12 protein-coding genes and 1 tRNA gene are annotated in these 14,564 nt (G+C 38.8%); 7 read left to right on the top strand and 6 right to left on the bottom strand.

Annotated features, from left to right (window positions below):
• Positions 1-2: 2 nt before the first annotated feature.
• The 3 genes from tsaD to V0410_RS20090 are packed head-to-tail and all read left to right on the top strand — an operon-like array spanning position 3 to position 2,103.
• Entirely contained in the window at positions 3-1,019 is a 1,017-nt protein-coding gene (gene tsaD, locus V0410_RS20100) for a tRNA (adenosine(37)-N6)-threonylcarbamoyltransferase complex transferase subunit TsaD (protein ID WP_330745379.1), read from the top strand.
• A complete protein-coding gene (locus V0410_RS20095; protein ID WP_137905125.1) occupies positions 1,016-1,411 on the top strand; it encodes a hypothetical protein in 396 nt (131 codons plus the stop codon). Before tsaD ends, V0410_RS20095 begins: the two co-directional genes overlap by 4 nt.
• Positions 1,408-2,103, top strand: a complete 696-nt coding sequence (locus V0410_RS20090; protein ID WP_330745378.1) for an RsmE family RNA methyltransferase — start codon at positions 1,408-1,410, stop codon at positions 2,101-2,103. The genes V0410_RS20095 and V0410_RS20090 overlap by 4 nt, the downstream gene beginning before the upstream one ends.
• A gap of 47 nt (positions 2,104-2,150) precedes the next feature.
• Here the strand turns inward: V0410_RS20090 and V0410_RS20085 are convergent, their stop codons facing one another.
• Positions 2,151-2,831, bottom strand: coding sequence for a TrmH family RNA methyltransferase (locus V0410_RS20085; RefSeq protein WP_110010835.1), 681 nt, complete (start codon positions 2,829-2,831; stop codon positions 2,151-2,153).
• A gap of 162 nt (positions 2,832-2,993) precedes the next feature.
• Between V0410_RS20085 and V0410_RS20080 the strand changes: the two genes are divergently transcribed.
• The 4 genes from V0410_RS20080 (at position 2,994) to V0410_RS20065 (ending at position 5,958) form a co-directional block, all read left to right on the top strand.
• Entirely contained in the window at positions 2,994-4,010 is a 1,017-nt protein-coding gene (locus tag V0410_RS20080) for an asparaginase (RefSeq protein WP_110010834.1), read from the top strand.
• Between the two features lie 55 nt (positions 4,011-4,065).
• Positions 4,066-4,152, top strand: a tRNA-Ser gene (locus tag V0410_RS20075).
• Positions 4,153-4,339: 187 nt separating this feature from the next.
• Entirely contained in the window at positions 4,340-4,756 is a 417-nt protein-coding gene (locus V0410_RS20070) for a hypothetical protein (RefSeq protein WP_047428034.1), read from the top strand.
• A gap of 407 nt (positions 4,757-5,163) precedes the next feature.
• The gene (locus V0410_RS20065) at positions 5,164-5,958 is read left to right on the top strand and encodes a DUF2490 domain-containing protein (protein WP_330745377.1); all 795 of its coding nucleotides are present in this window, start codon (positions 5,164-5,166) and stop codon (positions 5,956-5,958) included.
• A gap of 110 nt (positions 5,959-6,068) precedes the next feature.
• Here V0410_RS20065 and V0410_RS20060 read toward each other — a convergent pair whose 3' ends face one another.
• The 5 genes from V0410_RS20060 to V0410_RS20040 all read right to left on the bottom strand — a co-directional run bounded on the left by V0410_RS20060 (position 6,069) and on the right by V0410_RS20040 (position 14,547).
• Entirely contained in the window at positions 6,069-6,764 is a 696-nt protein-coding gene (locus tag V0410_RS20060; RefSeq protein ID WP_330745376.1) for a hypothetical protein, read from the bottom strand.
• A gap of 348 nt (positions 6,765-7,112) precedes the next feature.
• Positions 7,113-8,645, bottom strand: coding sequence for a M20/M25/M40 family metallo-hydrolase (locus V0410_RS20055; RefSeq protein WP_330745375.1), 1,533 nt, complete (start codon positions 8,643-8,645; stop codon positions 7,113-7,115).
• Between the two features lie 317 nt (positions 8,646-8,962).
• Complete coding sequence (gene map, locus V0410_RS20050; protein ID WP_330745374.1) at positions 8,963-9,727, bottom strand: type I methionyl aminopeptidase; 765 nt, start codon at positions 9,725-9,727, stop codon at positions 8,963-8,965.
• A 199-nt stretch (positions 9,728-9,926) separates the two neighbouring features.
• The gene (locus V0410_RS20045) at positions 9,927-11,384 is read right to left on the bottom strand and encodes a TolC family protein (protein ID WP_330745373.1); all 1,458 of its coding nucleotides are present in this window, start codon (positions 11,382-11,384) and stop codon (positions 9,927-9,929) included.
• Entirely contained in the window at positions 11,356-14,547 is a 3,192-nt protein-coding gene (locus tag V0410_RS20040) for an efflux RND transporter permease subunit (protein ID WP_330745372.1), read from the bottom strand. The genes V0410_RS20045 and V0410_RS20040 overlap by 29 nt, the downstream gene beginning before the upstream one ends.
• Positions 14,548-14,564: the final 17 nt, after the last annotated feature.

Here is a 14,564-nt window from a genome sequence, read left to right as displayed (position 1 = left end):
TTATGAGCGACTCTATAATTTTAGGTATTGAATCGTCCTGTGACGACACCTCAGCAGCTATCATCAAGGGAAATTCTATTCTTTCAAACATTGCCGCGAACCAGGCCATCCACAAAGAATATGGCGGCGTTGTCCCTGAATTGGCTTCACGAGCCCATCAGCAAAATATTATCCCCGTTGTTGAAAAATCTTTTTCTAAAGCAAATATACAACAAAATGCTATCTCTGCTATAGGATTTACTCGCGGACCGGGACTTTTAGGATCTCTTCTTGTAGGAACATCATTTGCTAAGTCTTTGGCGATGAGCCTGAATGTACCTTTGATTGAAGTAAATCACCTTCAAGCCCACATTCTGGCCCATTTCATCGAAGATGCAAATCCTGTGCCGCCTACCTTTCCTTTTTTATGCCTTACTGTAAGTGGCGGACATACCATGATTGTATTGGTAAAAGACTATTTTGATATGGAAATCATCGGCAAAACTATTGATGATGCAGCAGGAGAAGCTTTTGACAAAATCGGAAAGATTTTTGACCTCGATTACCCCGCAGGCCCTATCATCGACAGACTGGCCAAGGAAGGGAATCCTGATGCTTTTACATTCAACAAACCGAAGCTTGAAAACTACGATTATTCTTTCAGCGGTATTAAAACTTCTGTGTTGTATTTCGTTCAGAAAGAAGTCAGAAAAAACCCGGATTTCATTAAGGAAAATCTTAATGACCTTTGTGCTTCCGTACAAAAATCAATTATTGAAATTCTGATGAATAAGCTTGAAAAAGCAGCCAAAGATCTCAATGTAAATCAGGTCGCTATTGCAGGAGGTGTATCTGCCAATTCCGCACTTAGAAAAGCAATGGAAGACAACAAAGAAAGACTGGGATGGAGTATTTATATTCCCAAATTCGAATATACTACAGATAATGCAGCCATGATTGCCATGGTAGCAAAACTGAAGTTTGAACGTGGAGAATTTACCGATCTGAGAACTTCCGCAACGGCAAAATACGATTTATGAAAATACTCTTAGAAGAAAAAGTACTGGGAACACATTCTAAAAAGAACTCAAAATATTACTGGGTATTAGAAACTATCACAGGAAGACATGAGGGCTCAGAAACTTTTTCAGAGTTTAACGGAGAAAGTTCTGAGACAGGATATATTCAGGATATCAAAGAAGAAGTTTTACAATTAATTAATTCTGAACATCTTTTTAGTTTTCCCTATACTCCAAAAGAAGGAGATTATTTATCCATCAAAAATAATTTGAGAAAACAGGAATATTTAAATCTGATTTTCATTAATAATGTATGGATAGAAGAAATATACATGTGTTCTTACCGGGAATGTGATACAGATATATATACAACCATCAAAACAGGAGTAGCATTTATAAACCAGGATATATGAAACTATTCTACGGAGACATCAACAGAAATAAAGTTATAATCAACGACGAAGAACAGCAGCATATTGTAAAAGTTCTTCGCATGAGAGATGGTGAAACGATTCACGTGACAGACGGAAAAGGAAACCTGTCTTCCGGAAAACTGATTATAGAAGGCAAGAAAGCGGGGATTGAAGTTTCTGAGATCAAAGAAAATCTGCCGGAATTCAATCCTCAACTTCATATTGCGATTGCACCCACCAAGAATATTGACAGAATTGAATTTTTTGTGGAAAAAGCGGTGGAAATGGGGATTTCAGAAATAAGCATTATTATCACTGAAAAAACGGAGCGTAAAAACATTAACATCGATAAAATCAGGAAACAGGCTGTTGCAGCATCCAAGCAGAGCCTGAGATTTCATTTTCCGGTTATCAATGATGCTGTAAAACTGACGGATTTTCTGAAAAATATTGATCCGGAACATACCTTTGTAGCGCACTGTCATCAAAATCTGGAAAGAATTGATCTTAAAAATATTCCTCAGCTGAAGCATCTTACTTTTTTAATAGGCCCTGAAGGTGATTTTTCTGAAAAGGAGATTGCATTTCTGGCAGAAAACAAAGTAAGAGCAGTTTCTCTAGGAAATCAAAGACTGAGAACGGAAACGGCGGGAGTTTTTGTGGCCGCATGGAATTATTACAATATGATATAAATACAAAACGAGAAGGCACAAAACCTTCTCATTTTTATTTCAGATTACTATTTCCAGTCAATATTATTTTCTCTCAGATATTTTTCAAAAATCTGCTGTCCGCTTCTGATTGAATTGACAGCCCAAAGGATTTTCATTCTCAGAAGCTTTTCCTCATTTAATTTATAATCAATATCAGACTTTATCAATTTTTGCTTTAACTCATACATACAGATTGAAGCTGCGACAGAAACGTTAAAACTTCTCGTAAATCCATACATTGGAATAGCCAGTGTCTCGTCGGCAAAATCTAAAATCTCCTGGGAAACCCCTTCCATTTCAGTTCCGAAAACCAAAGCAATAGGTTCCGTCACTTCATATTCAGGCAGCATTTTAGCATTTTTTTCCAATGAAACAGCCACTATTTTATATCCTCTGTCTTTAATATTCTGAAAAGATTCCATATTTCTGGGAAGCTTTTCTACTTCAACCCACGTATCCGCCCCTTTTGTTACGCGAAGATTGGGTTCGAAGCTGTATTCTTCCTGCAATGCCACTACTTTATGGAAACCGCAGGCCTCCACAGAGCGTACAATTGCAGCTGCATTTCTGAACTGGTAGACATCTTCTACAACCGGAAGTACAAAGTCTGAACTTTCCTGCGAGAAATGTTCAATTTTCGTCAGTCTTTCTTCCGTTAAAAACTGTTTTAAATATTCAAAAGTTTGCGATAAATCACTCATCTGCATTTCGTTATTTTTTTCAATAGCCCCTATGAAACCTTTTCATTTCTCATCCTATTTTTATAAAATTTCATGATAAACGTTTCATTCATTTTCAAATCTTTGCAAATTAACGTAATTTTGACCTATGAACCCTAATCGGGCTCCAATTCTTAATAAAATTAGTACATGAAGCGAAAAGTCCTGCTCATCTATACCGGTGGAACCATCGGAATGGAAAAAGATTATGAAACCGGAAGTCTCCGCGCCTTTGATTTTGGAAATATATTCGAAAAGATGCCTGAAATGAGGCTTATGGAATGCGAAGTCTTTGTTCATCCTTTTGCCAAACCGCTGGACTCTTCAGATATGGGACCTGAGGAATGGAGAGTGATCGCCAATTATATTCAAAAAAATTATAACGACTACGATGGTTTCCTGATTCTTCACGGAACGGATACCATGTCCTATACGGCATCTGCGCTTAGTTTCATGTTGAAAGGATTAAGAAAGCCTGTCATCATGACCGGCTCCCAGCTTCCGATTGGAGACCTGAGAACAGACGCCAAGGAAAACCTTCTGACCAGCCTTTATTATGCCAGCCTTTATGAAAATGACGAAGCAGTCATTCAGGAGGTTGCTATTTATTTTGAATACAAATTATTAAGAGGAAACAGAACGCTGAAATATTCCGCAGAATATTTTGATGCTTACGCAAGCCCGAATTATCCTATTCTCGGGCAGTCCGGAGTTCATTTGAATATTATTAAAGATAATCTGTTCCGTTGTGATCCGACCGTAGAATTTCATGTGGATGAACATATTTCCGAAGATATTTTATTCTGGAGAATTTTTCCGGGAATGCATCTGAGTCACTTCAGGGAAATTCCTAAAATGAAGGTTCTTATTCTTCAGGTTTTTGGTTCGGGAACCATTTTCAGCAGTGCAAAAACGCAGGAAACGCTTCAGGAAATCCGGGATAACGGAACTGAAATCGTAGTGGTAAGTCAGTGTATTTCAGGAGGCATCTCATTCGGAAAGTATGAAAACAGTAATATTTTCTCCAGAATCGGAGCGATCAGCGGAAGAGACATGACAGCGGAAACAGCGATTACCAAAGCCATGCACTTAATAGATAACCCTAACTACTCCGGAAGCTTTGCTGATAATTTCACCAGAAGCCTTTGTGGAGAAATTACAGATTAATTTGTAAGAATAATTTGGATATTCCAGAAAATACACTATTTTTGCAATCTCAAAAAGAAAGGTGTCCGAGTGGTTGAAGGAGCTACCCTGGAAAGGTAGTATACGGGTAACTGTATCGAGGGTTCGAATCCCTTCCTTTCTGCAAGAAACCAAAGCCTGTGCTAAGAATAGCACAGGCTTTTTTTATGATCAAGATTTCCGGATTATTTTACATGCATTCCTATAAGTATTTATACTCAGTTTAATAATTGGTCATTTATACGCTACTGCAAGTGCCTTGTTCTTCGTTACTTTGAAATACAATCTAACAAACTAAAAACCAAACCAAAATGACATCAACAAGTGTAAATGCAAATTCTTCAGGTCAGTTAGTACTTGGAAACGGAGCTCAATTCTGGGTGTATCTTTCCCCACAAAACGATACCTCTAAAATGATTTCTACATGGCGTGTAACTTTTTCACAGGGAGACTGGAGCGACTTCATCTCAAGTGAAAATCCTACCAAACAGATTCAGACTCCCAATCTTTCCGGGATCTTTGAAATCAGAGTAGAATTATTAAGCGGTTCAACAGGTACATGGCGCCAGATTCCTCCTCAGGCTGGAAGTCATAATGAAATAGGCTGTAATTCCAACTGTGCTTCTATGGTAGGAATTGTTGCAGACAGTACCAATCCGCCTATCGGAGCTATTAATGCCCATTTCTGGACAACATGGGATGCTATGTGCGGAGTAAGACAGAATTAACAGTAAATAAACCAGTCCATAAACCAATTTGCCACAGTATTTATATTGTGGCAATTTACTTTATATACCATACAAAATCAAACAATTATATAGTAAACCAATAAATACCACAGTACTTTCCCACAAACTACTAACAAGTTACTCACATTTTATCCACAATTAAAATATTATTGAAACATCCAGTTTTTCCATTAGAAGTCTTATTCCTAATTCTATCCTAAATCAGGTCTTTACTTTGTCTTGTTTTTAAACAGTATTACAAGATTTTGAATAAACACTCTATGAACAAAGCCTCTAATTTTGCTATCACGAAAGATTCTCTCTGCGTATCAACAGTATTCTCATCAGTCATATGGTTTCGCAGTTATTTAAAATTACCCCTAAAACAGGTATCCAAATTATTGAGCATGAAGAAATTTTTTGCAGCATTATTTTTAGTGGGATGTATAGGAACATCGATCAAAGCGCAGATCAGTCCACCTGGATTAGGAGATGCCAACAATGCGTTCTGGGGAGCCTTCGGGGTGAAGCGGCAACTTGATTCCCTGGGAAAAAAGCAGGCTTTGAGCTATGTCGCCATCGGAAGAAAAAGCAGTCCGGAAAATCATAACTTATTTTCGAAGCAAGCGATCATTGTTTTAAATCATGAAGTTTATCATTCTTTTGCTCCACACCAGCAGTATAGTTATGCATTAAGTTACAGACGTCAGCCACAATATGAAAACACGGCTCCTTATGCTAAGGAAAATACAGAACAGGAATTCAGAATTTACGGAAGATATGCCTATACTTTTGATTTCGGCAGGAAATGGAAACTTAAAAGTACCGTCCGTCAGGAATTCAGGAAGTTTTTCGATGCAGACTTTCATCAAGTCGAAGAGGATTTTCAGTTGAGAACACGGATCAAGAGTCAGCTCACCTATAATATATCTCCCAAAAATAATCAGAAACTGGCCTTGAGCGCAGAAGCCCTGTTTTCTATAAGCCATCTCAATGAGCCGGATTCTGAATGGAGTTCGTTTGGATATCGTGAAATGCGTATTGCAGCTTATTATATATTTACGATTCCCAATTCCCCTTTTACCGTAGATATAGGATATATGGATGATCTGATCAGAGGCAGCAGAAGTATTCATCATGGAGGTGTCCATTATCTGGCGGCCGATCTGGTATGGAATATTCCGTATAATAAAAACAGATAATACTAAATAAGCTATTAATACAAAATCCCGATCATTACTGACCGGGATTTTTGGTTGAAAAACATAAGTTTTCCGCAATATAATTAAGTATGAATGTTTGGTGTAAAATTTTAGTTGCACAAAGTCAGAAACTGACGGCTCAGCTGCACATTGAATTTAGCTTCCGCTCTTGAGCGTGCATAGATAGTCTGTTTAAAAGCGTGTACTGTTTTTAATTTCTGATCTATAAATTCTGCAATCTGAACAACAGAACAAAGGAAATCTCTGTATAGCGCCATGTTTACCGTCTGACCATAGTATGGAAGGTATGCCTTTAAAAAAGGAATGGCTTTCTGATGACGGTTGTAGCTGATACAATACCCTACTCCCTCCATGGAGGTAACAATAGTATAGTTATTAATATAATCCTGAATATTTTTACTGCCATCCAGAGCATGAGCATTTTTTGAACAAAATTTATTGATCTTATCCAGAATATGCTGGGCATACTCCATCATGGAAATATTTTTAAATTCAAATACCTGGTTCATTCCATTGGATGGAGAAGTTTCATTTTCACAATCAATACAGAAAGAGATTCCTATTTTTTCATGATAAGGAAAAAAGCAGTCTTTCACTTCAATGGAAGCATCCGGCTTTAGCATATCATCTGCAAAGTTATAATACACATAGGGCCTGTAAAGCTCAGCAAGCGCTTCCAGATAATCTGTTTCGCTGGTATTATGATATTCTTCAAACCATTTCTCAAGGTTATCGTAATAATTACTTTCAAAGTCGTTAAAGTTTAAGTAAAATGGCAATTCCATAGCTCTGTAATTTTGATATGACAAAGCTATATGTGTAATGCGACAAAACTTGACGCAATATATTTTTTTGTAAAAAAATTTTTGTCAATGGTCAATTTTTGCTTCGCAAAGTCAATCGTCAATCATTATTAACGCTAAGGTTCGCAAGGTTTATCAATATGCAGATTTTACTGGCTCACAAAGGCACTTCGTTCAGCCAGGATATACGCCTTAACATTGCTGAGTGAAACGCCTCTGCGATCGAAAAAAAATTAAACCTCACAGAAGCTTTGCGAACGCCGCGTTTAATAATAGGCGAACTTATATTAAAATTCACAAGTGCAGCGAATTGACCATTCACTATTGACATTACCTGTCGTAATTCTTCATGATGTACTCAAAGTAGTGAATCATTTTCAGATAGTTTTCAATGCTAAGGTATTCATTGGTGCTGTGAATACTCTGCTGCTCGGCACTGTTGATCTTGATCGGCATGAACCTGTAGACATTTTTGCTTACAATTTCATATTTACCGGCATCGGTTCCAGCCATAGTAAGATAAGGCGTAACAATGGCTCCGGGATGAATTTCTTTCACTCCGGCTTCTATCATTTTAAAAGCTCTTGTATTGGTTGGAGAAATAGCAGAAGCTTCTCTTGTATTGTCAATTTCTTCTACTTCTACATCAAAGCCTTCAGTCGCTTTAGCAATATGATCTTTTACATCTTTCACCGAGTTTCCGGGAAGTAATCTGAAATTAACAACAAATTCCACTTCGGGAGAAAGTACATTGGTACCATCACTTCCTTTCATCATCGTTAAAGCTGTTGTGGTTCTCACCAAAGCATTGGTTGTATTGTTTTTGGTAAGCTGGGAAATCAGTACCGGTTTTAAAAGCCATTGATTCGCCAGTGCCATTCTTGTGGCAAAAGGCATTTCACCTCCAATATTATTAAAAAATTCTTTGATTAAAGGGGTAATAACAGGCTTCATCTGATCATCTTCCAGACGCTGCATGATAACAGCTGCTTTCCCGATAGCACTTTCCATTGGTGGCATTGAGGAATGCCCGCCCAGTCCTTTAACTTTTATCTTTGCAGAAAGAAAACCTTTTTCTGCACATCCTACCACGGCAACATCTGTATCAATTCCTGCTACATTTCCTTTTCGCATAATCAAACCTCCTTCGTCATAAACAGCATCGAATTTTAATCCTCTTTTCTTAAAATAACCGGCAATCTGAATCGCTCCTTTTTGCCCGCCCACTTCTTCATCAAAACCGAAAGCCAGATAAATATCACGCTGTGGAATCTGTTTGTTTTTAATCATAGAATTCATGGATTCCATCAACGAGAAAAGCATTCCTTTCATATCTATCGCTCCTCTTCCGTAGATTCTTCCATTGGCTACCGCTCCTGAAAAAGGAGCAAAATCCCAGTCTTCGGCAACTTTTGAAACAGGCTCTAATGGTTTATCATCCGGACGGAATATGTTTTCTTCGTTATTTTTAACATCGGCATCTCCCGGCGGAACAACATCCATATGGGAAAGGAATAAAATGGGTTCCAGAGCAGGATTGCTTCCTTTAAGCCTGAACACCAGTCCATACTGGTTGACCTCAACATTTTCTGTGTTCTGATAGACCAAAGGATAAGAGGTTTTTAAATAGGTTTTGAACTGTTCAAACGGTGCATAGTCGAATTCACCCAAACTCCCTGTAGAAACAGTAGCCACTTTTATTCCTCCTGAAAGTCTCATGACTGCAGAATCATTTTTTACCGGTTTCCAGCCTTCACCTGCTCCGATATTATTTTTCTTAAACGGATAAGTATAGGTTTTAATTAATACTACAGCAGCCAGAATGACTATGATTCCCAAAAGGATTAAAAGAAATTTTTTCATAGTGAATAGTTTGTGAGGTGATTTTATTCTATAAATATAACAAAGTATTTTATGCCCAACAATTTAAAGCCTGGCTTTTTCATCAATGGAATATTTACAGCAGATTCTTCGAAGTATAGATAACGGAGTGCTTTATAGTAAAAACGCAAAGTTTTCTATTCCTAAAACTGAATATAAGCAAAGCTGCAATCAGCAAGTTGATTGATGAAGCTTTGAGGCTTTCTAGTACTTTGTATTTTTCTTTAACGCAAGGGCGCAAAGTTTTTTATTACTGATATATTTTAAGGCAATCGTTTTTCACACCGTTGCGGTTTCTTTTAATTCAGGATTTCGTTCATTTTGGTTAAAATGATAGGTTTTCCATCAGTGATTATGATGGTATGCTCGTGCTGGGCCATGTAACCGCCTTTATTGCCTACCATAGTCCATCCGTCTTTTAATTCTACAGCAATATTGGAATCGGTGGAGATGAATGTTTCAATCGCCACGACAGAGTTTTTCTTAAAACGTCTGGAATCATAGCGGTTTTTGTAGTTCAGCAATTCGTCAGGCTGTTCGTGTAAGCTTCTCCCTACTCCATGGCCTGCAAGATTTTTAATAACTTTAAAATCTCTTTTCTTCGCCTCTGTTTCCATTAAATGCCCTATATCTGCTATTTTCACACCACCTTTGATATTGTCGATAGCTTTTCTTAAAATATCTTTGGAGGCCTCCACCAGTTTCTGATGTCCGTGAATATCTTCTCCAATCACGAAGGAACCACCGTTGTCTGCCCAATATCCATCTAATTCTGCAGAAACATCAATATTGATCAGATCGCCTTCTTTCAAAATCCTTTGATCTGTTGGAATCCCATGGCAGAATTCATTGTCCACACTGATACATGTCCAGCCTGGAAATCCATACGTCAGATAAGGTGCTGATTTTGCCCCGAAACCCTCCAGTATTTTGGCTCCATATTCGTCCAGATCTTTGGTAGTCATACCGGGTTCGGCGTAATCCATCATCTTCTTCAGCGTATAGGCAACAGCTTCACTTACTTTTTGCATTCCAAGCATCTGATCTTCGTTGGTGATTGACATCGTTTTGTTTTGATTTTTATTGAATATTACAAAGTTAGGAAATTAAAATATTCTGAGATGACCTGTTTCATTTAACATGATCCTCCAACTGGCGCGGCCACAACTTCAAAGCATGTCGCATAAAAATAAAAAAGGGCCAACTCAAAAGAATTGACCCTTCCAAAAAACATTAACTGTTTATTGATAGAATTATGATGTTTTATTTCCAGCCTCCACCTAAACTTTTATAGATGTCAACTACTGTGCTGAGCTGTTTCTGTTTTGCCTCAATAAGTTCCATTTTAGCATCCAAAGCATCTCTTTGGTTTAAAAGAACTTCAAGATAATCTGCTCTGGAATTACGAAATAGCTGATTGGCAATATCTATAGACTGATCCAGGGCTTTCGTTTCCTGAGATTTCAGTTGATAATACTGATCTATATTTTTAACCTTTGACATCAGATTGGCAACATCCAGATAGGCATTCAGAATAGTTTTATCGTATTCGTACAACGCCTGAACCTGTTTGGCATCTGCTGTCTGAAAATTAGCCTTTATCGCACTTTTGTTAATTAATGGCCCTGCCAGTTCACCTACAAGATTGTAAGCTATTGATTCCGGCATTTTAACAAGGTACGAAGGTTTGAAAGCCTCCAGGCCTAATGTTGCCGAAATTTCCAGAGAAGGATAAAATTCTTTTCTTGCTGCTTCTACATCCAGTTTTGAAGCTTTCAATTCCAGCTCGGCCTGTTTGATATCAGGACGGTTGGCTAATAACTGAGATGGAATTCCGGTATAGACTGTCGGAGGAATGGTAGACATAAAGTTTTCCTTCGTTCTAACAATTGGTTGTGGATATCTTCCCAGCAAAGCATTGATTTCATTTTCTTTTTCAGTAATCTGCTGGCGGATGGTATATTCTGCAGCTTTGGATTTCGCCAGTTCTGCTTCAAATTTTTTCACAGCCAGTTCCGTTGCAGCAGCGGCTTCTTTCTGGATTTTGGAAATTTCCAATGCTCTTTGCTGAAGCTTGATATACTGTTGTATAATATCCAACTGGTTATCAAGTGCCAGCAATTCATAATAATTATCTGCAACTTCTTCAATAAGATTAGATAAAACAAAGTTTTTCCCTTCTACTGTAGAAAGATAATGGGCTACGGCAGATTCTTTTTCCGTTCTGAGCTTTTTCCAGATGTCAATCTCCCAGCTCGCATTTAAGCCCGCTTCAAAATTTCCAAGCGGATCCGGCATTTCCTTACCCGGCTCTATTTCTGTGGTAGCATCTCCGGCTCCTTCGCTGGTATAGCGACCGGATTTTTTCAGACCGGCTCCTACTCCTGCAGAAACAGTTGGACTCAATCTTCCTTTTTTAGCTAAAACACCACTTTTAGCAATCTCAATCTCCTGAAGAGTGATCAACAGCTCCTGATTATTTTTTAAAGCAGTTTCAATAAGGGTTACCAGGTTTGGATCCGTAAAAAACTGTCTCCACGGTGTTGTTCCGCTATTATTGTTAGCATCCTGCTGCTCTTCCTGATTAAAGTTCTGAGGAATATTTTCTTTTACCTCGTCTTTTATGACAGTCGCCATCGGCGCCTTACAGCTTACGAGTACAAGCGATAAGGCAATGGCTGTGATTATATTTTTAGTCTTCGAATTTTCCATCATGTTCATAAGGTTCAGTTTGTTCTGTTAAAGGATTTTCTTCTTCATATCTCGCCAATCGTGACTTATCAGCAATGGTTCCGAAGATATAATACAATCCGGGGATAATCATCAATCCGAAAATAGTTCCGATTAGCATTCCTCCTGCTGCCGCTGTACCAATGGTTCTGTTACCAATTGCTCCCGGCCCCGTTGCAATCACCAATGGAATTAAACCGGCAATGAAAGCAAATGAGGTCATCAAAATCGGACGGAAACGGATGGCAGCTCCTTCAATAGCTGCTTTTGCCACAGGGATTCCTTCTTCGGCTTTCTTCTGTACGGCAAATTCAACGATCAACACTGCATTTTTACCCAAAAGTCCGATCAGCATGACCATTGCCACCTGTGCATAAATGTTATTCTCAAGTCCTAAAAGCTTTAAGCATAAAAAGGCTCCAAAAATACCTGTAGGCAGAGATAAAATAACAGGAAGCGGAAGGATGAAACTTTCATACTGTGCGGAAAGAATCAGGTAGACAAATCCTAAACAAACCAGGAAGATAAATATGGCTTCATTACCACGGCTTACTTCGTCTTTAGAGATCCCCGCCCAGTCGATACCAAAACCTCTTGGAAGTGTTTTATCTGCAACTTCCTGAATCGCTTTGATCGCCTGGCCACTACTGTATCCGGGAGCAGGCGTTCCGCTTACTTCTGCAGAGTTGTACATATTGTGTCTTGTAATCTCCGATAGTCCGTATACTTTTTCAAGCCTCATAAAATCTGAGTAAGGAACCATCTGGTCTTTATCATTTTTAACATACAGCTTCAACAGGTCGGTTGGAAGTGCACGATATTGAGGGCCAGCCTGAACAATGACCTTATACGGCCTGTCAAAGCGGATGAAACTCGTTTCATAGTTGGAACCGATCAATGTAGACAGGTTATCCATTGCTTTTTCAATGGTTACTCCTTTTTGCTCCGCAAGATCATTATCTATCCTAAGCATATATTGCGGGAAACTCGCAGAATAGAATGTAAATGCCGAACCAAGCTCCGGACGCTTTTTAAGCTCCTTCACAAAGTCATTACTTACCTGCTCCATTTTATGATAATCTCCACTTCCTGCTTTATCCAGCAGACGAAGCTCGAAACCTCCTGCAGCTCCATATCCCGGAACGGAAGGCGGCTGGAAGAATTCTATATTGGCTCCCGGAATATTCTTGGCTTTTTCCTCAAGCTTTTCAATAATTTCTGCAGCTGATTCTTTACGTTCTTCCCAGCTTTTAAGGTTGATCAGACAGGTTCCTGAATTGGATCCGGTACCTTCAGTCAAAATCTCATATCCTGCAAGAGAAGAAACGGATTGTACTCCATCAATATCTTCAGATTCCCTCAAAAGCTCTCTGGCAATCTGATTGGTTCTTTCCAATGTAGAACCCGGAGGCGTCTGAATAATAGCATAGATCATCCCCTGATCCTCGGCCGGAATAAATCCTGAAGGTAAAGAATTGCTCAGGAAGAATGTGCAGGCACAAAATGCCAATAACAATGGTAAGGTTATTGTCTTTTTTGTCACTGTTTTATTCAGTAGCTTCTCATATCTTCCGGCTCCTTTTGTAAACAGGTTATTGAATTTATCAAGGAAAATAGTAACCGGAGTTTTCTTCTTCGCTTTTCCATGATTATTTCTTAAAATCAAAGCACATAAAGCCGGTGTCAAAGTAAGTGCCACTACCCCTGATAAAATAATGGATGAAGCCATTGTAATGGAGAACTGGCGGTAAAATACCCCAACCGGTCCGGACATAAATGCAATCGGAATGAATACCGATGCCATTACAAGTGTAATTGCGATAATTGCTCCACTGATCTCATGCATTGCTTCTTCGGTAGCCTTCAATGGGGAAAGATGTTTTTCTTCCATCTTGGCGTGAACAGCTTCAATAACTACAATCGCGTCATCTACCACAACCCCGATGGCCATTACCAGGGCAAAGAGGGAAATCATGTTCAGGGTAATTCCGAAAGCAGACATGACAGCAAATGTTCCCACCAATGAAACCGGAACAGCTAATGCCGGAATCAATGTTGATCGCCAGTCTCCAAGGAATAAGAATACCACGATGGCAACCAAAACGAAAGCCTCAAATAAAGTATGAATAACTTTTTCCATGGATGCATCCAGGAATCTTGAAACGTCATAACTGATATCGTAATGCATTCCCTTAGGGAAGTTATTTTTTTCAAGATCCTTCATCAGTGCTTTTACATTTTTGATAACGTCACTTGCATTGGATCCGTAGGATTGTTTTACGGTGATCGCTGCGGAAGGTTTTCCGTTCAGTGTAGAATAAATATCATACATGGAACTTCCAAACTCAATATCGGCAACATCTTTCAGCCTTACAGATTCTCCGTTCGGTTTGGCTTTTAAAATAATGTTTCCATAATCTTTTTCGTTATTAAAACGTCCGGGATATTTTAATACATATTCGAAAGACTGTGAACGTTTTCCGGAGCTTTCCCCTGTTTTTCCGGGAGAAGCTTCCAAACTCTGCTCATTCAGAGATTCCATTACTTCATCTGCCGAAATATTATAAGCTGTTAATCTATCCGGTTTAAGCCAGATACGCATGGCATATTCACGGGTTCCCAGGATATCGGCAAAACCTACACCGCTTACCCTTCTCAATTCGGACATTACATTGATATCTGCATAGTTGAAAAGGAATTTCTGGTCAGCTTTAGGATCATCACTGTACAGGTTAATATACATCAACATGTTGGGTTCTTCACGCGTGATCTTTACTCCTTCACGTACTACCAGAGGCGGAAGTTTATTGACCACTGAAGATACACGGTTCTGAACGTTTACTGCAGCTACATTGGGATCCGTACCCAGATCAAATACAATCTGAATAGAAGCTTCCCCGTCATTTCCGGCATCTGAGGTCATATATTTCATACCGGGAACTCCATTTAATCCTCTTTCTAAGGGGATTACTACGGATTTAATCAACAATTCGTTGTTAGCTCCCGGATATTCTGCGGTGATATTTACTTTAGGCGGAGAGATGGATGGAAACTGTGTCACCGGAAGTTTTACCAATGACAATATTCCCATAAATACAATAATCAATGAGATTACTATGGACAGAACTGGTCTGCGAATGAATTTCTTAAACATACTGTTTCGTTTTAGAG

Origin of the sequence: Chryseobacterium sp. CP-77 (assembly GCF_036362765.1) — a bacterium.
Taxonomy (GTDB): domain Bacteria; phylum Bacteroidota; class Bacteroidia; order Flavobacteriales; family Weeksellaceae; genus Chryseobacterium; species Chryseobacterium cupriresistens.
Note: the sequence above shows the minus strand (reverse complement) of the source record. Positions and strands in the feature narration are given on the sequence as shown.